This window comes from Stenotrophomonas sp. C-A, from assembly GCF_054030835.1.
The window spans coordinates 4,060,264-4,079,463 of sequence record NZ_CM132916.1 but is presented as its reverse complement, the minus strand read 5'-3'; the positions used below and the strand labels follow the sequence as shown (position 1 = coordinate 4,079,463).

Sequence of the window (19,200 nt, the reverse complement as noted above, 5' to 3'; positions counted from 1 at the left end):
CATCCACGCATGGCGTGGATCTGCCCGCTCAGCCCACCGGCAACAGAATCGACACGCACAGCCCGCCATCGCCGCGGTTCTGCAACGACACCCGACCACCGTGTGCCTCCACGATTTCGCGGGTCAGCGCCAGCCCCAGCCCGGTGCCATTGCGCTTGGTCGAATAGAACGGCATCAGCGCATTCTGCAGCACCTGCTCGTTCATGCCCTTGCCGCGGTCAAGCACATCCAGGCGCAGCCACTGCGGCAACCGGGTCAGCTGCACCTGTACATCATCGTTCGGCGGCTCTGCTTCGGCGCAGGCTTCGTGCGCGTTCTTCAACAGGTTCAGCAGCGCCTGCCCGAACTGCGCGATGTCGATGCGGCTGCTCAGTTCTTCGTCCGGCTCGCGCTCCATGGTGAACGGGATCTGCTGGCGCAGGCTGGACAGGAAGGGGGCCCAGTGCACGGTCTGCAACTGCGGCTGCGGCAGCTTGGCAAAGCGTGCGTAGCCACGGATGAAGCCTTCCAGGTGACGCGCCCGGTCCTCGATGGTGGTGAAGATCTCGGGCAGCCGGTCAAAGCGCTCACGCTGCACCAGCACGCCGCCGGAATGGGCGAGCGAAGCGATCGGCGCCAGCGAGTTGTTCAGTTCGTGGCTGATCACCCGGATCACCTTCTTCCAGGTCTGTACTTCCTGGCGGCGCAGCTCGGCTGTCAGCAGACGCACCAGCAGCAGGTCGTGCGGGCGCCCGTTGAGCTGGAAGGCGCGGCGCGAGAGGTGGTAGACCTGCTCGTCATCCTCATCGCCGTCTTCGCCTTCCGCATGCACCGCGAACAGGCTGTCACCGCCACGGGCGATGGCATCGCGCAGCTCCACCGGCACCTGCTCCAGCACATCTTCCAGACGCTGGCCTTCCAGCTTCCAGCCGCCATGCAGCAGCTTGCGCGCGGCCAGGTTGGAGAACACCACGCGGGCGATGCCGTCGCCGCCGGATGCGATCAGCAGCATCGCCACCGGCGTGTTCTGCACCATGGTGTCCAGCAGCAGCTCGCGCTGCACCAAGCCCTGCCGCTGCGCACGCAGCACGTCACCCAGTTCGCGGTGCGCCTGCACCAGGTCGCCGAGCTCGTCATTGCCGGGCCAGTGCACACCGAAGTTGTATTCGCCGTCGCGATAGCTGCTGGTGGTGCCCGCCAGGGCCCGCATCAGTGACCGCACCGGGGCGGTCGCCCGGCGCAGGGTCCACCACATCAACGACAGCAGGATCAACGCCGAAACCGTGGTCACCACCCAGCCATGGTCCATCCAGTAGGCCAGCAGCCACGGCAGTGCCGCCGCCAGTGCCAATACCGGCAGCAGGCGCAGGAACAGGCGGAAAGTGAACGAGCGCCGTTTCATTCGCGCGGAATACCGTGGCGGTCCATGCGCCGGTACAGCGCCTGGCGGCTCAGGCCGAGTTCGGCGGCGGCCTGGGCGATGACGCCATGGTTGCGCGCCAGTACATCCTCGATGCGTGCGCGGTCGGGATCATTGCCCGCACTGGGGGCCGGGCGCGGTGTGGCGGGTGCGCGCGGCAGGTTGAGATCGGCCACTTCGATGCGGTTTCCGGTGGCCAGCAGTTCGGCGCGCTGGATCACGTTGCGCAGCTCGCGCACGTTGCCTGGCCACGGGTGCCGCTGCAGGGCCGCGGTGGCAGCACTGGACAGCGCCTTGCCGGCGGTCAGGAAGCGCTCGGCCAGCGGCACGATGTCGCCCGGTCGTTCGGCCAGTGGCGGCAGCACCAGTTCCACCGTATTGAGGCGGTAATAGAGGTCTTCGCGGAAGGTACCGTCGCGGATCATCGCCGGAAGGTCGGCATTGGTCGCGCTGACCACGCGGACCTTGACCTGGCGCTCGCGGTTGGAGCCCAGGCGCTCGAAGCGGCCGGTTTCCAGCACGCGCAGCAGCTTCATCTGCCCGCCCAACGACAGGTTGCCGATCTCATCCAGGAACAGGGTGCCACCATCGGCGGCCTCGAACTTGCCTTCGCGCGCCTTGTTGGCGCCGGTATACGCACCGGCCTCGGCACCGAACAGTTCGGCTTCGATCAGTTCCGAGGGCAGCGCGCCACAGTTGACCGCCACGAACGGACCCTTGGCCACAAGTGAGTTGGCCTGGATGATCTGCGCGATTTTTTCCTTGCCGGCACCGTTCGCGCCGGTGATCAATATCGGCAGTTCCGAGCGTGCGACCTGGCAGGCCAGCGCGATCACGCGCTCGCTGGCGGGGTCGGCGAAGACCGCGCCGCACAGGTCGTACTTCTCTTCCAGCGCGTTGCGCTGGCGCAGTTCACGGCTGCGGCGCCGGTCCAGTTCGCGGCGCGCCTCGGACAGTTCCAGCAGGTTGTTGACCGTGGTCATCAGCTTGCGGTCGTCCCAGGGCTTGGCCAGGTAGTCGGCGGCACCGGCCTTGACCAGGTCCACGGCGCTGCTCAGATGGGTCCACGCCGTGAGCAGGATCACCGGCAGGTCCGGATGGCGCGCGCGGATCTGCGCGAACAGGGCCTCGCCTTCCTCGCCGGAGGTGGTGTCCTCGCTGAAATTCATGTCCTGGATGACCAGGTCGACCGGCTGAGATTCGAGCAGCGCCAGCCCGTCGGCGGGCGACTGCGCCTGCAGGGTGTCGATGTCGTGCAGGGAGAACAGTACGTCCAGCGCGGTACCCACGCTGGCGTTGTCGTCGATGATCAGGATCGCAGGCATCAAACGGTTCTGCAGAAAGGGATGGGCGGCGCCGTTGGAGCCGTTCGTGTCCACGCACCGGGAGAGCCCGGCGCCACCCATCAAGCATAGCCAAACCCGTGGCTGTGCAGGAGCGGCCCCCGCTCAGTGCCGGGGAGGCGCCGGGGGCGCTGGCGGCGCAGGTGGCAGCGGCACTTCCAGTGCCTGGCGCCAGGCTGCGGCGTCGACCGCCACCGTTAGTTCGCGTCTGTCGCGGCGCAGCAACAGATAGGCGGTGGCGGCGTGGGAATGGCGCAGGGCCTCGGCAAGGTGTTCGACCCGACGCACCGCCGTGTCGTCCACGCGGAGGATGCGATCACCGCTGCGCACGCCGAAGCGTGCTTCCGGGCTGGCAGCCTCCACGCGCACCTGGCCCTCGGTCGAGCGCAGTGACAGCCGCGCGGCATCCTGGCGCCATTCCAGTGTCTGCGCGTTGCCACCGCCGGCCAGCGCCGGCAGTGGCAGGAGCAGCATCAGGCACATCGCGCAGGCACGCATCTCAGGCGCCCCGCGTGGCGACCGCAGGCGGTACCGCCGCCGCACGCCGTGCCGGACCGAACACCGCGATCTGGCCCAGCACCCACAGCAGCAGTGCACCCAGCGGCAGGTAGTACAGCGGCATGCGCGGCAGCTCGTACAGGTTCATCAGGGCCAGGTTGATCGCATACGCCGCCAGCATTCCCAGCACGATGCCCAGCGAGGCGAGCAGGAAGTTCTCGGTCTGGAAGTAGCGCAGGATCTGCCCACGGGTCGCGCCCAGCGCACGGCGGATGCCGATCTGCTTGCTGCGCTGCTGCACCCAGAAGCTGGCCAGGCCGATGATGCCCAGCGCCGTGACCACCAGCAGCGAGATGCTGACGGTGATCAGCAGGCCGACCATCGCGCGGTCGTTCTTGAAGAAGTCCTTGCGCTGGTCTTCATAGGTCAGCTTGTCGCGCATCAGGCGGTTGGGGTCGTTGCGTTCCAGCGCGGCGGCACCGGCATCGAGGACCTCCTGGCGGCGTTCCGGCGAAGTGCGCAGCACATAGGTGCCACCTTCGTCGAAGGTGCGCCGCATGGGCAGCAGCATCGAGTTGGTCCAGTTGTCATTCCAGCCATTGGGCGTGCTGAGCGTGTCGACGATGCCGACCACATGCAGCGGCTGCTTGCCCATGTAGTAGGTCTTGCCCAGCGCACTGCCGTTGGGTTCCATCTTGGCGGCGGTGGCCTGGGTGAAGATGACCGGAATCGCCTTTTCCTTGGCGCCGCCCTTGCTGGCGTCTTCGAAGTTCTGGTACTCGTCGGGCAGGAAATCGCGGCCTGCGATCAGGTTGATGCCCATCGTGGCCAGCCCGTTCTCGGACAGGGTGTACATCGAGGCGTTGGTGGTCGGCCGTTCCTGGTCGACCTCGCGCGAGATGCTGCTGCTGGAGGAGCCGTTGCGGAAGGGAACCTGGTTGATGATGGTGACGTTGCTGACGCCGGGGATCGCGCGCAGCGAAGCGAGGTCTTCGCGGGTGCGCGCCAGGGCATCGGTCTGCTTGCCGATGCCACTGACACGCAGCATCACCAGTTCATTCTCGGCGATGCCGCTGGGCATGCTGATCTTCTCCACGCGCTGGCTGACCAGGAACAGCGCGTTGCAGACGATGGCGCAGGTCAGTGCGACTTCCAGCACGATCAATGCAGCAGCGGTCTTGTGCCGGCGCAGCGTGCTGAGGATGGGGCGGATGTCCATGATGGGAGTCCTCGTTCGAGTGCTTACTGCGATTTGAGCTGGATGGCCGGGGTGACCTGCATGGCGCGCCAGGCGGGCAGGAAACCGGCGGCGAGGCTGGCGAACAGGGTCAGGCCCAGTGCGAGCAGCAGCATGTTGCCGTCCAGGTGGGCCAGCTTGGCGTACTCCACCGGTTGCTGGCGCACCGCGAACAGGCCGAGCAGGGCCAGGCCGATGCCCAGCACGCCACCGACCACGCCCACCGCGCCGGCTTCCACCAGACACTGCAGGAAGATCTGGCCGCGGCTGGCACCGAGGGCGCGGCGCACGCCGATCTCACCGCTGCGACGCAGGAACTTGGCCAGCAGCAGGCCCACCGTGTTGACCAGGCAGACACCCAGGAAGCCCAGCGCCAGCCACAGCTGCAGGCGCACGTCGCTGGGCACCGCACCGTTGAAGTCCAACCATTCCATCACGGTGCGTAGGCGCACGTTCGGCGGGTGCTTGAAGCGGCCGGCCTCGCGCTGCTGGGTCGAGTAGTTCTCCAGGTAACGACGGTAGTCGCCGGCCTTGGCCGGGTCCATCTCCACCCAGTACTGCAGCCACGCGCACGGTGCATTGAGCGAGTAGCTGTTGCCGTCGGGATTCTCGCCGAAGCAGTTCATGTTGCCGTTGTTGCCCAGCTTCAGGTCGAACGAGGTGGAGATCGGCAGCAGCAGGTCTTCGTTCTTGCCGTAGCTGCCGGTGGTCAGGTCGTAGAAGTGCGGCTCCGGGCTCCATTCCTTCATCACGCCGACGATGCGGTAGCTCTGGCCCTCCATGCGCAGGTCGCGGCCCACGCTGTTGGCGCCCTGGTACAGCTTGTCATTGAGCGCCTTGGAGATGACCACCACGCGCGCACGGCCTTCATCGTCCTCGCGCGTCCAGGGGCGGCCGTACTGCATGGGCACCTCGAACATCGGGAAGAAGTCGGCCGAGGTCCAGCGGGTGTCGATGCTGAAGGGCTTGAGGGTGCTGTTGTCCGGTTCGATGGTGCCGCCGCCGCCGCTCATCAGCGCCTGGCGCTCGCCCTTGGCTTCGCGCAGCAGGGCTTCACCGTCGAAGCGGGTCAGCTGGGTTTCCGGTTCCTCGCCGGCGACGTAGGCGCCGGTCGCGGCATCGAGCTGGACGTAGAACAGACGGTCGCTCTTGCCGGGAATCGGGTCACCGGACAGCACATGGAACACGGTCAGGGTGGTCATCGAGGCGCCGATGCCGAGCGCGATGGCAACCACCATCAGCGCGGTCAGGACCTTGTTGCGGCGGAAGCTGCGCACCGCCAGTCGGGCGTAGTAGGCGAACATGGTGGGGCCCCTCACTCGTTGACGGCGACGATGTGGCGCGGCGGCGTGGCCAGCACCGGCTCGCGCACCAGGTCGGTCACCTGGCCATCAACGATGTGCACGTTGCGCTGCGCGCGCGCGGCCAGTTCCGGGTCGTGGGTGACCATCACGATGGTGGTGCCGGCGGCGTTGATTTCCTCCAGCAGTTCCATCACGCCGCGGGCCATCTGCGTGTCCAGGTTGCCGGTCGGTTCGTCAGCCAGCAGCAGGCGCGGGCTGCCGGCCAGCGCGCGCGCGATGGCCGCGCGCTGCTGCTGGCCGCCGGACAGTTCATTGGGGTAGTGCTTCATGCGCGAGCCGAGGCCGACCTGGGTCAGCGCCTTCTCGATGCGTTCGCGGCGCTCGTTGGCGCTCATCTTGCGATAGCGCAGCGGCACGTCGACGTTGTCGAACAGGTTCAGGTCGGGAATCAGGTTGAAGCCCTGGAAGATGAAGCCGATCTTCTGGTTGCGCAGGCGGCTGCGCGCATCATCGCCCAGCGTGCTCACGTCCTGGCCATCCAGCATGTAGGTGCCGCTGGTGAAGGTTTCCAGCAGGCCGGCGATGTTGAGGAAGGTGGTCTTGCCGGAGCCTGACGGGCCGGTGACGGCGACGAACTCACCTTCCTTGACCTGCAGTTCCAGCGAGCGCAGTGCGTGGGTTTCCACCTGTTCGGTGCGGAAGACCTTGGCGACCGAGCGCATTTCGAGCATGTACATGGGGTGTCCTCTCTCCAGGATTCAGGTATCAGTTGACGGAGACGCGTTCGGCGTCCTTGAACAGGTCGCTGCCGGAGACCACGATGCGGTCGCCCGGCTGCACACCCGACTTGATTTCCACTTCGCCCAGGCTGCTGACGCCCAGTTCCACCGGACGGCGCACGGCGGTGCGGCCATCCATCACGTAGGCCATGCCGTTGCCCTGTTCGACGAACGGACCGCGCTCGACCTTCAGCACGTTCTTGCGGGTATCGAGCAGCACGCGCACCGACATCCGCTGGCTCTGGCGCAGGCCTTCCGGCTGCGCGCTGGCAAAGCGCACGCGGGCGTTGACCTCGCCGTTTACCACTTCCGGCGACACCGCGCTGATCTCACCCGGGAACGGCTGGCCATTGCCGCCGGTCAGCTGTGCCGGCATGCCGATCGCCAGGTCGCGGGCGAAGCTCTCCGGCACCTTGATCTCGACTTCGAACTTGGACAGGTCGACCACGCCCAGCACCGGGGCGTTGGCGGCCAGGTTGGTGGACTGCACCGCCTGCACCTGGCCGACCTGGCCATCGAACGGGGCGCGCAGCGTCAGCGCATCGACCTGGCGCTGCACTTCGGCCACCACGGCCTTCTGGCGGTCGGCCAGAAGGCGCTTGTTGCGGGCATCGAGGTCGGCGCCCTGGCTCTGCAGGCGCGCATCGGTGGTGGCGTTGGCCAGGGTGATGTCGGCCTTCTTCAGCGAGTCCTTGGCCTTGGCCAGGTCGATCTGCGGCACCGCACCGCCGTCGTAGCCGCGCTGGTAGCGTTGCAGGTCGCGGTCGGCGGCCTGCCGTTCGATGGTGGCCTGGTCGGTCTCCTTGCGCGACTTGGCGCGGGCCAGGGTGGCGTCCAGCGCGGCGCGGCTGGCCTCGGCTTCCAGGCCGGCCAGAGTGGCCTGTTCCTGGGCCAGCTTGCTGCGCAGTTCCGGGCTGTCGATGACCGCCAGCTCCTGGTCCTTCTTGACCACGTCGCCGGCGACCACCTTCAGGTCCACGGTACCGGCCGAGATGGCGTACAGGATCGGGCTGTTGGCGGCGATCACGCGACCGTCGGCGGCGATGTCGCGGACCAGGTCGCCGCGCTTCACTTCGGCGATGCGCACGCGGCTGCTGTCGAAGGAGCGGCTGGCGTTGGACCAGGCGTGCACGGCCCAGCCGATGCCGGCGAGCAGCACGATGGCGCCCAGTGCCGGCCAGCGGTAGCGCTGCCAGTTGGCGCGGGTGGTGCCGGCCGGGGCGGAGGAAACGATCTGGTCCTGTGCGGAAGTGTCGCGGATCATCGGGTGCGTGCCTGACGGTGGTAGCCAGTACCAAGCACGTAGCGTGCCAAGTTTATTTCCTTTCAGGTCAATGAGTTGGGAGGCGTGCTGAAGTGTCCGGGTGTCCGCGGACACCTTTCCGGACACTTTCATTAAGCGGACAGGAGGGGGAGCGCGGGCCCGCAGGCTAGAATGCGCCGATCGTCTTCAAGGAAACGCGTGACATGTGTGGAATCGTGGGTGCGATCGCTGATCGCGACGTAGTGCCGGTGCTGATCGAGGGTCTGAAGCGCCTTGAGTACCGTGGTTACGATTCCTCGGGTATCGCGGTGATCGACCACGCCGAGCGGTCCGAGGTGCGTCGCGTGCGTCGTACCGGGCGTGTGTCGGAAATGGCGACTGCGGCCGAGGCCGAGGGCTTCAATGCGGTGCTGGGCATCGGCCACACCCGCTGGGCCACCCATGGCGGTGTCACCGAGGCCAATGCGCATCCGCACATCAGCCACGGCGTGGCGCTGGTGCACAACGGCATCATCGAGAACCACGAAGAGCAGCGCGAGAAACTGCGCGCGCTGGGCTATACCTTCGAGTCGCAGACCGACACCGAAGTCATCGCGCACCTGATCCACCATCACCTGAAGGACGGCGACGACCTGCTGGTGGCGTTGCAGCACACGGTGAAGGAACTGACCGGTGCCTACGCGCTGGCCGTGGTCAGCCGTGCCGAGCCGGAGCGCTTCGTCTGTGCGCGCATGGGCTGCCCGCTGCTGGTCGGCCTGGGCGAGGGTGAGAACTTCGTCGCCTCCGACGTCTCGGCGGTGATCTCGGCCACGCGCAAGGTGATCTTCCTGGAGGAAGGCGACACCGCCGAAATCCGCCGTGACGGCGTGCGCATCTTCGATGAGCATGACCAGCCCATCGAGCGCGACGTGCATCTGTCCGATGTGTCGCTGGCTTCGCTGGAGCTGGGCCCGTACCGCCACTTCATGCAGAAGGAAATTCACGAGCAGCCGCGCGCGCTGGGCGACACCATCGAGGCGGCGATCGACGCCGGTGGTTTCCCGGCCGAGCTGTTCGGCAAGAATGCCGAAGCCGTGCTGTCGGGCATTGAAGGCGTGCAGATCATCGCCTGCGGTACCAGTTATTACTCCGGCCTGACCGCGCGCTACTGGATCGAGGCCATCGCCGGCCTGCCGTGCAGCGTGGAAATCGCCAGCGAGTACCGCTATCGCGCGGCCTATGCGAACCCCAAGCATCTGATCGTGACCATCTCGCAGTCCGGTGAAACGCTGGATACGATGGAAGCGCTGAAGTACGCCAAGTCGCTGGGCCATAAGCACACGCTGTCGATCTGCAACGTGCCGGAAAGCGCGATTCCGCGCGCCAGCGAACTTGTCTGCTACACCCGCGCCGGCGCCGAGATCGGCGTGGCCTCGACCAAGGCCTTCACCACCCAGCTGGCCGCGCTGTTCCAGCTGACCGTGGTGCTGGGCAAGCTGCATGGCCGCATCGACGCCGCGCAGGAAGCGGACTACCTGGAGCAGCTGCGCTTCCTGCCGGGCAGCGTGCAGCACGCGCTGAACATGGAGCCGCAGATCGCTGCCTGGGCCGAGCGTTTCGCGCGCAAGAGCAGCGCATTGTTCCTGGGCCGCGGCCTGCACTACCCGATCGCGCTGGAAGGCGCGCTCAAGCTCAAGGAAATCTCCTACATCCACGCCGAGGCCTACCCGGCCGGTGAGCTGAAGCATGGCCCGCTGGCGCTGGTGGACGAGGACATGCCGGTGGTGGTGATCGCGCCCAACGACAGCCTGCTGGAAAAGGTGAAGTCGAACATGCAGGAAGTGCGTGCGCGTGGCGGCGAGCTGTTCGTGTTCGCCGACCAGGACAGCAACTTCAACGAGTCCGAAGGCGTGCACGTGATTCGTACGCCGCGCCATGCCGGCGTGCTCAGTCCGATCGTGCACACCATTCCGGTGCAGCTGCTGGCGTACCACACCGCGCTGGCACGTGGCACCGACGTGGACAAGCCGCGCAACCTGGCCAAGAGCGTGACGGTGGAGTAAAGCACTCCCGGCTCTGTTGGATGCTGTATGCGAAAGGGGCCTGCGCGGCCCCTTTCGTTTGCGTCGGTCGCCGTGGAAAGTGGGACAGCCGCCGCGTGCTTTGTCCGCCTTCGGCAGGGCGCAATCAATCTTTAACGCGTGGCACCGCCAGTATTCAGCGGCGGTTTCAGCCGCGGTGCCATTCTCTGGATCGTCAGTTGGTTCCCACGACGAACTGTCCTATCGATGCCGGTAGTGACCGATGGTCGCAGTCGTAGAATCGATTCGACCGAGGTCCGGGTTGAGCGGTTGAGCCCACCTCGTTCGCGTTGCAGCACGTCGTCTGCCGATCCATTCCAAGCGGCAGCCGGGTGCGCCAGACGTGCGCTGAAAGGTCTGTTCCCGGGGAGGGGGCGTATCGGAAGAGCACACTTTTTGACTTAGTGACCTGCACCAGGAAACAAGAATGAACGTCCGCGAACTCCTGCAATCCAAGAAAGAAGCTGTCATCACCATCGACGCCGAAGACACCATCGGTGCCGCCGCCCACAAGATGAGCGCGAACAAGATCGCTGCGCTGGTGGTGATGAAGGACGATGCCCCGGTCGGCATCATTTCCGAAAAGGACATCGTGCGCACCCTGGCCGACGACGGCCCGCAGGCCGGCCGCCGGGTGATTGCCAGCGTGCCGTCCACCGGCCTGGAAGGTATCGCCCCGGAGGCCACCCTGAAGCAGGCCATGTCGTTGATGACGTACTCGCGGCGCCGTCATCTGATGGTCACCGAAGGCACCCGCCTGGTCGGTATCCTCAGCCTGGGCGATATCGTGAAGAACCTGCTGGGCGAGCTGGAGCTGGAAAAGGCCGTGCTGCAGGACATCTACATGGCGGCCCACTGAGGGCTGGACCCTTGGACGCAGAGAAGCCGGGCATTGCCCGGCTTCTTCGTTCACGGCTTCGGTGATATCAGAAAGTGACCTTCACCGAGTCGGCGCTGTAGCTGGCCGGGCCGTGGTAGACCACTTCGATGTTGTTGCCATCGGGATCGAGCACGAACGCGCCGTAGTAGCCCGGATGGTAGGGGCGTTCGCCCGGTGCACCGTTGTCGGTGCCGCCAGCGGCGATGGCTGCAGTGTGGAAGGTATCAACGGTGGCGCTGTCGCGCGCTTGGAACGCCAGGTGGTGGCGGCCGGTCAGCTGGCCGGCGGCAGCCTCGCTGCTGGCGCTGGAAATGAACAGCTCATCGGCCCAGAAGTAATCATCGCCTTCGCCGGCAATCGGAATGCCGATCGTATCGAACACCGCCTGGTAGAAGCGGCGGCTGGCGGCCAGGTCACGTACCACCAGCTGGATGTGGTCGATCAGGCGGCCACGGTGCAGTTCCATCGTTTCCATACGAACCTCAAAAAGGGGACGGAGGGGATTAAGTCGCTTCCAGCCCAATAGTGCCAGAAACGGCTTAATCCCCTCCGTCCCCTTTTCGGGTCAGTTGGCGATGATCTCGACCCAGTAGCCGTCCGGGTCCTTGATGAAGGCCAGGTTCTTCATGCGGCCGTCGGTCAGGCGCTTCTGGAAGGTCACTCCAAGGTCTTCGAAGCGCTGGCAGGCCGCCTCGATGTCCGGTACCGACACGCAGATGTGGCCGAAGCCGCGCGGGTCGCTGTTGCCGTCGTGGTAGACCGCGCCGTCCTGGGTCTCGGTGCCGTGGTTGTGGGTCAGCTCCAGCACGCCCGGCAGGCCGGCCATCCACAGGCGGCGCTGGTTGTCGTCCTCCGGCACCGTGACGTTGGCCGGCACGTAGGCCAGGAAGTACAGGCTGAACTGGGCGTCCGGGAAGTCGCGCTTGTCGATCAGCTGGTAGCCGAGCACGCGGGTGTAGAAGTCCAGCGAGGCGGTGATGTCCTTGACCCGCAGCATGGTGTGGTTGAACACGAAGCCGGTGGTTTCGGCCGGGGCCTGGGCGGCGACGCCGGGGACCTGTTGGAGGGAATGGAAGCTCATGGATCGCATCCTTGTCAGGTGGAAGGGAAAACAACCCGCGGAAGGCGTGCCTGGAAGTTGCATCTGAAACCGGTAGTTGCCGGAGCGAGCGCTGCCATTGCATCCTCCCAGCCGTTCACGGATCGGCGGGTCATGCTGCAACGCAGGATAATCGTTGTGTACCCGCAATGGGATCCGCGCAGCTGCAACGCTGGGAGAAATGCCTGCAACGATGGCATTGGAAGGTGGGAAAGCGGTGTTGGGGAGTTCGGCACGGACGGCGATGCGCAGGTACTTCGTCAATGACGGTTGACAGCGTCTCACTGGCCACGCTATTGCTTGTATGTATATACAAATAACCGAGGGTCTCCAGAGCTCCCATGCCGTACCGCCGATGGCTGCCGCTGCTGCTGATGGCCGTGCTCCTCTCCGAAGGCATCTTCGGAGCCTGGGCGGGGACGCGCATGGCCCTGCACGGCGCAGGCGGCCAGAATTCATCTGCTCGCGTGCAAGTGGGATGCCAGGTTACGCCTCGCACGACAGTGGGGGCACCTGCGGCGGCACATGCCTCCCATGAGCAGGCCCCAGCTGCCGCCGGCTCCGGGCATGAAGATCACTGCACCTGCGTTGAAGCTAGCGGTTGTGACTGTCGTTGCCTGCTGAGCCTGTATCCGCCGATGCCACCCTTGCTGTTGGCGACGGCCCATCCGCGCATCACGTTGGATCTGGCGTTGCCATCGCTGATTCTGCCTGCCAGCAAACTCTCACGGGTATTCCGACCTCCCATCGCCTGAGCGGCTGTCCCTGCGTCCACAGGACGCCATCGTGTCCCTTGCCCTCAGCGTAGCGAGGGGCACCCAGAGACAGTACCCCTGCGGGAGAGAGAGCATGTACCTCAAGTCCAATGCCCTGGCTGCGGCCATCGGCAGCCTGTTGTGTTTCTCCGTCATTCACTCCGCCGCCGCGCAGGACGCGCAACCTACCGATGGAAGCGCACGCACGCTCGATACCGTGCAGGTTACCGGCAGCCACATCAAGCGTGCTCAGCTGTCAGGTGTCGGCCCGGTGAGCGTGGTCGATGCCGAGGCCATCGAGCGCTCCGGCGCCACCTCGGTGGAGACCCTGCTGCAGCGCCTGCCGGCATCGGCCGGGTTCGCCGGCAGCCAGAGCAATGCCTACTGGGCCGAGAACGGTTACGGCACCACCCAGGTCAATCTGCGCGGCCTGGGTATCAACCGGACCCTGGTCCTGCTCAATGGCCGGCGCATGGTCAACGGTGGTACCGGCGCCAACAGCTCGGTCGATCTCAACGTCATCCCGGTGTCGTTGATCGAGCGGGTGGAAGTACTCAAGGATGGAGCCTCGGCAATCTATGGCGCCGATGCGGTGGCCGGTGTGGTCAACATCATCACCAAGCAGGGCTTCGACGGTGCCGAAGCGGCGGTGCGTTATGGTCAGACCAGCCAGGGCGACGGCGAGGAAACCTCGGTCGACATCAGTTGGGGCATCCGCGGAGAGCGCGGCTCCCTGATGGCTGCGGTCAGCTATTTCGACAGTGGTGCCGTCAACATGGCCTCGCGCGCACCCTGCGGCCTCATCGAATCCGATGGCCGGTTGGTCTGTTCCGGCAGCTCGACCACGATCGGCGGCCGTGCATTGCTGGCCGATGGGCAGCGCGTCAACTTCAACCAGGTTGCTGGCGGCGATGGCGATTTCTACGAGCCTTACTCGGCAGCCAAGCACAACTACAACGGCAATCCCACGCTCAATGCGGTCAATCCCATCGAGCGGCTCAGCCTGAGCGTGTTGGGCGACAGCCAGCTCAATGACAGCACGCGCGTTTTCATCGAGGCGATGTACACCAATCGCCAATCCAGGCAGCTGGCTACTTCGGGCGGGCTGGGCGTGTACCGGCCGATCAACATCGCCGCCGATCATCCAACCAATCCCACCGGGCAGGATCTGCTGCTGCAGCGCCGGCGTCTGGAAGAAGCCGGCCCACGGCACTTCTTCCAGGAGACCGATACCTACCGCGTGGTGGCAGGCCTGAAAGGCCAGTTCGGCACCAGCTGGGACTGGTCGGTGGCCCTCAACTGGGGACGCAACACGGGCGTGGATGGCTCGGACAACGTTGCCAATCTTGATCGCGTCGACCAGACCCTGGACCGCGCGCTGTGCAGCACTGCGCTCGGTGCCGCCATTCCCTGCGGCGACTATCTGGGCTATGGCGACCTGAGCCGCGAGGTGCTCGACTACATCCTGTACACCTCACGCGATACCGGCGGCAACGAGCAGAAGAGCTTCACTGCCAACCTCAGTGGGCAGATCTTCGAGTTGCCTGCGGGCTGGGTGGGTTTCGCCGCTGGCGTCGAGGTGCGCAGGGAGCGCGGTTGGCGCGACCCTGACCCGCTGACCGTGCTCGGAATCGGCAACACGAACCAGCAGGATCCGATCGCCGGGCGATACACGGCCAAGGAGGCCTACGTGGAGCTGGCAGTGCCGCTGCTGCAGGACGTGGCCATCGCCGATTCCCTGTACCTGAACCTGGCCGGCCGCGTGTCCGACTATGATCTGTTCGGCCGCGACTTCAACTACAAGGTCGGCCTGGACTGGCAGGTCACCCCTTCATTGAAGCTGCGCAGTACCTATGCCACCGCATTCCGCATCCCCAACATTCCCGAACTGTTCGGTGGCGTGGCCGAAGGCAATCTCACCACCACCGATCCCTGCAGTGGCTGGAGCAGCCTTCCGGCCGACTCGGTGGTGCGTGCGAACTGCCAGGCGCATGGCGTACCGGCGGGCTATGTGCAGCCTGGCAACACTATCCTCACCACCTCTGGTGGCAACGCGGATCTCGAACCCGAGGACGCTACCTCCTTTACCGCAGGCGTGGTGTGGACGCCCACGTTCGCGTCAGGGCTGACCCTGACCCTGGACTACTACCGCATCCGCATCGAGAACGCGATCCAGCGCATCGCCGGATCCACCAAGCTGGCCATCTGCTACAACACGCCGGCATTGGCACACCCGTTCTGCAATGCCAGCAACTTCACCCGCAATGCGCGTACCGGTGAAGTGGACTACCTGTCGTCGCAGCCGGTGAACACGGCCGATGAGGAAGTCAGTGGCATCGACCTGGGAGCCCTGTACGAATTCAAGCCGTGGGGCATGGATGCCAGCGTCAGCGCTGACGTCTCCTACCTCCAGCGCTATGACGTGCGTCCATACGCAGGGGCGGAAGTGATCACCTATGCGGGCCGGATCACCGGCGGTCGTGGCAGCTATGCCCGGTGGCGCGGTCTGCTGTCGCTGAACGCCGCACGCGGGCAATGGTCAGGCACCTGGACCACCCAATACATCGGCCGGGCCGACGACATCAATGCTGCACGCGGTGACATTGGTGATCATGCGCCTTCGGTGTTCTATCACAACCTCCAGCTCAGGTATGCGGTCAGTAAGGCACTGGATGTGGCGATCGGCGTGGACAATGTACTTGATCGTTCCGCGCCTTTCATCCAGAGCTACACCGACGCCAACACCGACACCATGACGTACGACCTGCTGGGTCGTCGCTGGTACGCACGCATTGGCTATCGCTGGTGAACGCACCGCCCCGCCGTCTGCGGCGGGGCGCCCTGCAAGGGAGAATAAGTAGATGAAACCCGCATTCTGGGCGCGTCGCGCCCACAAGTGGATCGGCCTGGTGATCGGTGTGCAGGCATTGCTGTGGATGCTCAGTGGTGTCTACATGACCGTGGTGCCGCTGGAGGTGATCCATGGCGATCACCTCGCTCATGTGCGTGGCGAATCGTTGGCACCTCAGCGTGAGCGTGTCGGCGCCGATGTGCTGGTCACGCGCTATCAGGGGCTGCAGTCGTTCCGCCTCAAAAAGGTACTGGAGCGTGAGGTCTATGACGTCAGGCGCGGAAAGGAGCGCTTCCTGGTCGATGCCGTCAGTGGAGAGCGCCTGCCGCGGCTGGACCGCGCGGCGGCCGTCGCGCTGGCGCAATCGCTGTATCAGGGCACGGGCAAGGTCGCGGGGGCCGATTGGCTGACCGATGCACCTTCCGAGGTGAAGACCCGGCCAGTACCAATGTGGGCGATCCATTTCGCTGATCGTGGAAGCACCACGCTTTACCTGTCGCCGGACAGTGGCGAACTGCTGGCGCGCCGGCACAGCCTGTGGCGCTGGTTCGATTTCCTGTGGATGTTCCACATCATGGACTACGAGCATCGCACCGACGTCAACATCACGCTGCTGCGTGCCGCATCAGTGATCGGGCTCGGGTTCGGGCTCAGTGGCGTGTGGCTGCTGTTCTACAGCTTCGGCCAGAGGAGGCGCGCATGACGCCCTGGTTGCGCCGATTGCACAAATGGATCGGAGTGCTGGTCGGGCTGCAGTTCCTGGTCTGGCTTGGCAGCGGGCTGGGCATGAGCCTGCTCGACCCGGATCGGATCGCTGGCACGTCGCAACGGGCGGGACCGTTGGAACCACCGGCCTGGCCGACGGCCACCGTGTCGCCGGTCGATGCGCTTCGTGCTGCAGGGCGGTCGACGGCGACCCTGGACAGTGGTTGGTTGCTGCAGCAGCCGGTGTATCGCTTGCAGTCGCCGCAGGGAACCGAAGTGATCGACGCGCGTGATGGCCGGCGCATCATCATCGATCCGGCAATCGCCCTGCGTGTGGCGCAGGCCGCCTATCGCGGCGAAGGAGCAGCGGCTGCGCCGGTACATCTGCCGCACAGCCTGGAAACCCGGGCCCACCCCGATCCGGTCTGGCGGGTGGACTTCGGCGATGCACAGGACACCACCATCTACGTCTCCGCCGACAGTGGCCAGGTTCTGGAGCACCGTACTGCAACGTGGCGGTTGTTCGACGTGTTCTGGATGCTGCACATCATGGACTATGCCGCACGGGTGAACTTCAACAACCCGTTGGTGGTCGGCATGGGAGTGGGGGGGCTATGGATGGCCTTGAGCGGGGTCTGGCTCCTGCTGGCGAGCTTCCGCCTGCACGAGTTCGTTCCGCGGCGGTGGCGCGGTCATCGTCAGTTGAGGGTATTTGCGCAGGGCGGTGTCCATCTGCGCACTGTCGCTGCGGCCCGTGGTGACAGTGTCTATCTGGCGCTGGCACGCGAGGGCGTGAACCTGCCTTCCAACTGTGGCGGCGGCCAGAGCTGTGGCTTGTGCGAAGTGCGGGTTCGAGGGGATGCGGGTGTACCTACTGCTGCGGATCGTGCACATCTGGCCGGATCGCGCTTGAAGGTGGGATGCCGGTTGGCCTGCAATCTGCCGGTGGACTCGGATCTGGAGATCGAAGTCGCCGGCGGTCCGAGCCTTTGGACCGAACTCTGGGCAACCGTGGAAAGGGTCGAGGCGGTGACGCCGTTCCTGCGCGAGGTCCACCTGCGCCCTGATAATGCAGCCGACACGCTTTACCAACCGGGTTGCTATCTGCAGGTGCATGTACCCGAATATGACGTGCCACGCAGCGCACTCTGGCACCCGGACGAGCATCGCCTGGATTGGGGACCGCTGCCGTTGCCGGCGACCCTGCACAACAAGGCCGCCGTTCGACGCTCGTACTCGCTGGCGATGCCGGTTGCCGCTGCGGATGGGCAGTTGGTGCTGCTGGCCCGGTTCAGTCCAGGTTGGCAGGATGCAAAGCGGCACCCTCCGGGCAAGGGCTCCACGTATCTATACACCCTGCGGCCTGGAGACCGCGTCCGCTACAGCGGACCATTCGGCGATTTCGCGCTCAGCGGTGTGGCCCGGGAGAAGATCTTCATCGGCGCGGGTGCTGGCATGGCACCGCTGCGGGCGATGATCGAACAGCGCCTGGCCGAGGGCGGTGATGAACGCATTCATTACTGGTACGGCGCCCGCAGTCCTCGCGACTGTCCCTATGGGGCACGGATGCAGGCCCTGGCGGCAGCGCACGCGAACTTCAGCTGGCACCCGGTGTGCTCGCAGGAAGGGGAGGGTCGGCGGGTGCATGACGCCATCCACGAGGACCTGCTGCGGCAGCACCCGGACCTGTCCGCGTGCGAGTTCTATCTGTGTGGTCCACCGCCGATGCTGGCGGCGACCCGGCAGCTGCTGCGCCGGCTGGGTGTGACGGAGGAGCGGATCGCGTACGACGACTTCAAGATCTGACGCGGAGGGCATCGTGGTTGCGGGGTGGCCACGGTGCCCGCCTGGGGCGTGCAGGCGGAGTAGAATGCGCGGCTGTACTCACCGAAGTGGCGTTCCATGTCCCAGCGCGCTTGGGTGGCTGCCGCCATCCGCAAGATCGAAGCCGATTTCAACCGTTCCGCCGATACCCACCTGATCCCGCTGGCGCTGCCCGGGTTCGAGGGCATCGACCTGTACCTGAAGGATGAATCGAGCCATCCCACCGGCAGCCTCAAGCACCGGTTGGCGCGCTCGCTGTTCCTGTATGCGTTGACCAACGGCTGGCTGCGCGAAGGGCGGCCGGTGATCGAAGCATCCAGCGGTTCGACGGCGGTGTCCGAGGCCTATTTCGCGCGTCTGCTGGGGGTGCCGTTCATCGCGGTGATCCCGGCCACGACCTCGCCGGAGAAGATTGCCGCCATCGAGTTCCACGGGGGCCGCTGCCACTTGGTCGAGCGCGCCTGCGAACTCAACAGTGAATCGGAGAAGCTGGCCCGCGAAACCGGTGGCCACTTCATGGACCAGTTCACCTACGCCGAACGCGCGACCGACTGGCGCGCCAACAACAACATTGCCGAGTCCATCTTCAAGCAGATGGCGGAAGAGCCGAGCCCGGTTCCGGAATGGATCGTGTGCAGCCCCGGTACCGGCGGTACTGCAGCGACGCTGGGCCGCTATGTCAGCTACCGCCGGCATGACACCCGCATCCTCTGTGCAGACCCGGAAGTGTCGGTGTTCTTCGACGGTTACCAGGCCGCCGTGGCTGGTGAGCCCGACTGGCGTGGCCTGACCTGCAGCGGCGGTTCGCGCGTGGAAGGCATTGGCCGGCCGCGGGTGGAGCCGAGCTTCATCCCGACCAGTGTGGATGCGATGGTGAAGGTGCCCGACGCGCTGAGCCTGGCCGCGATGCGCCATGTCAGCCGCCAGCTCGGCCGCCGCGTCGGTGGCTCCACCGGCACCAACTTCATTGGTGTGCTGCAGGCCGCGCAGTGGATGCGCGAGGCGGGCCATCAGGGCAGCATCGTCAGCATTCTGTGCGACAGCGGCGAGCGTTACGCGCAGAGTTACTACGACCCGTCGTGGTACGCGCGCCAGGGCATCGACGTGGACGGTGCCGACGCACAGCTGGCGGCGGCAGTGGCCGGGCAGGGGTTGCCGGAACTGCCGTGGTGCAGCCTGGAAGTGCTTTAGGACGATCGACG

At 65.7% G+C, this 19,200-nt stretch carries 16 protein-coding genes; 7 read left to right on the top strand and 9 right to left on the bottom strand.

Going from position 1 to position 19,200, the window contains the following annotated elements; all coding sequences use genetic code 11:
• Positions 1-28: 28 nt before the first annotated feature.
• The 7 genes from ACW5IY_RS18920 to ACW5IY_RS18890 all read right to left on the bottom strand — a co-directional run bounded on the left by ACW5IY_RS18920 (position 29) and on the right by ACW5IY_RS18890 (position 7,824).
• Positions 29-1,381 carry a sensor histidine kinase gene (locus ACW5IY_RS18920; RefSeq protein WP_049435871.1) on the bottom strand — a complete coding sequence of 451 codons (1,353 nt, stop codon included), beginning with the start codon at positions 1,379-1,381 and terminating at the stop codon, positions 29-31.
• The gene (locus ACW5IY_RS18915) at positions 1,378-2,724 is read right to left on the bottom strand and encodes a sigma-54-dependent transcriptional regulator (RefSeq protein WP_049435936.1); all 1,347 of its coding nucleotides are present in this window, start codon (positions 2,722-2,724) and stop codon (positions 1,378-1,380) included. The genes ACW5IY_RS18920 and ACW5IY_RS18915 overlap by 4 nt, the downstream gene beginning before the upstream one ends.
• 123 nt (positions 2,725-2,847) lie before the next feature.
• Positions 2,848-3,225, bottom strand: a complete 378-nt coding sequence (locus ACW5IY_RS18910; RefSeq protein WP_192840212.1) for a PDZ domain-containing protein — start codon at positions 3,223-3,225, stop codon at positions 2,848-2,850.
• A 16-nt stretch (positions 3,226-3,241) separates the two neighbouring features.
• Positions 3,242-4,459, bottom strand: a complete 1,218-nt coding sequence (locus ACW5IY_RS18905; protein WP_049435874.1) for an ABC transporter permease — start codon at positions 4,457-4,459, stop codon at positions 3,242-3,244.
• 23 nt (positions 4,460-4,482) lie between these two features.
• Positions 4,483-5,781, bottom strand: coding sequence for an ABC transporter permease (locus ACW5IY_RS18900; protein WP_049435876.1), 1,299 nt, complete (start codon positions 5,779-5,781; stop codon positions 4,483-4,485).
• A gap of 11 nt (positions 5,782-5,792) precedes the next feature.
• Positions 5,793-6,518, bottom strand: a complete 726-nt coding sequence (locus ACW5IY_RS18895; RefSeq protein WP_014038558.1) for an ABC transporter ATP-binding protein — start codon at positions 6,516-6,518, stop codon at positions 5,793-5,795.
• 28 nt (positions 6,519-6,546) lie between these two features.
• Entirely contained in the window at positions 6,547-7,824 is a 1,278-nt protein-coding gene (locus tag ACW5IY_RS18890) for an efflux RND transporter periplasmic adaptor subunit (protein WP_049435878.1), read from the bottom strand.
• A gap of 203 nt (positions 7,825-8,027) precedes the next feature.
• Here ACW5IY_RS18890 and glmS point away from each other — a divergent pair, with 203 nt between their 5' ends.
• On the top strand, positions 8,028-9,866 hold the full coding sequence (gene glmS, locus ACW5IY_RS18885; protein ID WP_049435880.1) for a glutamine--fructose-6-phosphate transaminase (isomerizing): 1,839 nt from the start codon (positions 8,028-8,030) through the stop codon (positions 9,864-9,866).
• 445 nt (positions 9,867-10,311) lie between these two features.
• Complete coding sequence (locus tag ACW5IY_RS18880) at positions 10,312-10,743, top strand: CBS domain-containing protein (protein ID WP_049435882.1); 432 nt, start codon at positions 10,312-10,314, stop codon at positions 10,741-10,743.
• 67 nt (positions 10,744-10,810) lie between these two features.
• Here the strand turns inward: ACW5IY_RS18880 and ACW5IY_RS18875 are convergent, their stop codons facing one another.
• Complete coding sequence (locus tag ACW5IY_RS18875) at positions 10,811-11,239, bottom strand: VOC family protein (RefSeq protein ID WP_457326843.1); 429 nt, start codon at positions 11,237-11,239, stop codon at positions 10,811-10,813.
• Positions 11,240-11,329: 90 nt separating this feature from the next.
• Entirely contained in the window at positions 11,330-11,845 is a 516-nt protein-coding gene (gene gloA, locus ACW5IY_RS18870; protein WP_049435885.1) for a lactoylglutathione lyase, read from the bottom strand.
• 359 nt (positions 11,846-12,204) lie between these two features.
• Between gloA and ACW5IY_RS18865 the strand changes: the two genes are divergently transcribed.
• The 5 genes from ACW5IY_RS18865 (at position 12,205) to ACW5IY_RS18845 (ending at position 19,189) form a co-directional block, all read left to right on the top strand.
• Positions 12,205-12,618, top strand: a complete 414-nt coding sequence (locus ACW5IY_RS18865) for a CopL family metal-binding regulatory protein (protein WP_152906197.1) — start codon at positions 12,205-12,207, stop codon at positions 12,616-12,618.
• Between the two features lie 94 nt (positions 12,619-12,712).
• Entirely contained in the window at positions 12,713-15,427 is a 2,715-nt protein-coding gene (locus ACW5IY_RS18860; protein ID WP_049435886.1) for a TonB-dependent receptor plug domain-containing protein, read from the top strand.
• A gap of 52 nt (positions 15,428-15,479) precedes the next feature.
• Positions 15,480-16,172 carry a hypothetical protein gene (locus tag ACW5IY_RS18855; protein WP_457326842.1) on the top strand — a complete coding sequence of 231 codons (693 nt, stop codon included), beginning with the start codon at positions 15,480-15,482 and terminating at the stop codon, positions 16,170-16,172.
• Positions 16,169-17,980 (top strand): 2Fe-2S iron-sulfur cluster-binding protein, encoded by a 1,812-nt coding sequence (locus ACW5IY_RS18850; RefSeq protein WP_100049874.1) that lies wholly within the window; start codon positions 16,169-16,171, stop codon positions 17,978-17,980. The genes ACW5IY_RS18855 and ACW5IY_RS18850 overlap by 4 nt, the downstream gene beginning before the upstream one ends.
• 96 nt (positions 17,981-18,076) lie before the next feature.
• Complete coding sequence (locus ACW5IY_RS18845; RefSeq protein ID WP_049435892.1) at positions 18,077-19,189, top strand: PLP-dependent cysteine synthase family protein; 1,113 nt, start codon at positions 18,077-18,079, stop codon at positions 19,187-19,189.
• Positions 19,190-19,200 lie beyond the last annotated feature (11 nt).

Bases quoted from the DNA above. Each gene is read 5' to 3' on its own strand.
- ACW5IY_RS18920 (WP_049435871.1), bottom strand. From the start codon at position 1,381: ATGAAACGGCGCTCGTTCACTTTCCGCCTGTTCCTGCGCCTGCTGCCG.
- ACW5IY_RS18915 (WP_049435936.1), bottom strand. From the start codon at position 2,724: ATGCCTGCGATCCTGATCATCGACGACAACGCCAGCGTGGGTACCGCG.
- ACW5IY_RS18910 (WP_192840212.1), bottom strand. From the start codon at position 3,225: ATGTGCCTGATGCTGCTCCTGCCACTGCCGGCGCTGGCCGGCGGTGGC.
- ACW5IY_RS18905 (WP_049435874.1), bottom strand. From the start codon at position 4,459: ATGGACATCCGCCCCATCCTCAGCACGCTGCGCCGGCACAAGACCGCT.
- ACW5IY_RS18900 (WP_049435876.1), bottom strand. From the start codon at position 5,781: ATGTTCGCCTACTACGCCCGACTGGCGGTGCGCAGCTTCCGCCGCAAC.
- ACW5IY_RS18895 (WP_014038558.1), bottom strand. From the start codon at position 6,518: ATGTACATGCTCGAAATGCGCTCGGTCGCCAAGGTCTTCCGCACCGAA.
- ACW5IY_RS18890 (WP_049435878.1), bottom strand. From the start codon at position 7,824: ATGATCCGCGACACTTCCGCACAGGACCAGATCGTTTCCTCCGCCCCG.
- glmS (WP_049435880.1), top strand. From the start codon at position 8,028: ATGTGTGGAATCGTGGGTGCGATCGCTGATCGCGACGTAGTGCCGGTG.
- ACW5IY_RS18880 (WP_049435882.1), top strand. From the start codon at position 10,312: ATGAACGTCCGCGAACTCCTGCAATCCAAGAAAGAAGCTGTCATCACC.
- ACW5IY_RS18875 (WP_457326843.1), bottom strand. From the start codon at position 11,239: ATGGAAACGATGGAACTGCACCGTGGCCGCCTGATCGACCACATCCAG.
- gloA (WP_049435885.1), bottom strand. From the start codon at position 11,845: ATGAGCTTCCATTCCCTCCAACAGGTCCCCGGCGTCGCCGCCCAGGCC.
- ACW5IY_RS18865 (WP_152906197.1), top strand. From the start codon at position 12,205: ATGCCGTACCGCCGATGGCTGCCGCTGCTGCTGATGGCCGTGCTCCTC.
- ACW5IY_RS18860 (WP_049435886.1), top strand. From the start codon at position 12,713: ATGTACCTCAAGTCCAATGCCCTGGCTGCGGCCATCGGCAGCCTGTTG.
- ACW5IY_RS18855 (WP_457326842.1), top strand. From the start codon at position 15,480: ATGAAACCCGCATTCTGGGCGCGTCGCGCCCACAAGTGGATCGGCCTG.
- ACW5IY_RS18850 (WP_100049874.1), top strand. From the start codon at position 16,169: ATGACGCCCTGGTTGCGCCGATTGCACAAATGGATCGGAGTGCTGGTC.
- ACW5IY_RS18845 (WP_049435892.1), top strand. From the start codon at position 18,077: ATGTCCCAGCGCGCTTGGGTGGCTGCCGCCATCCGCAAGATCGAAGCC.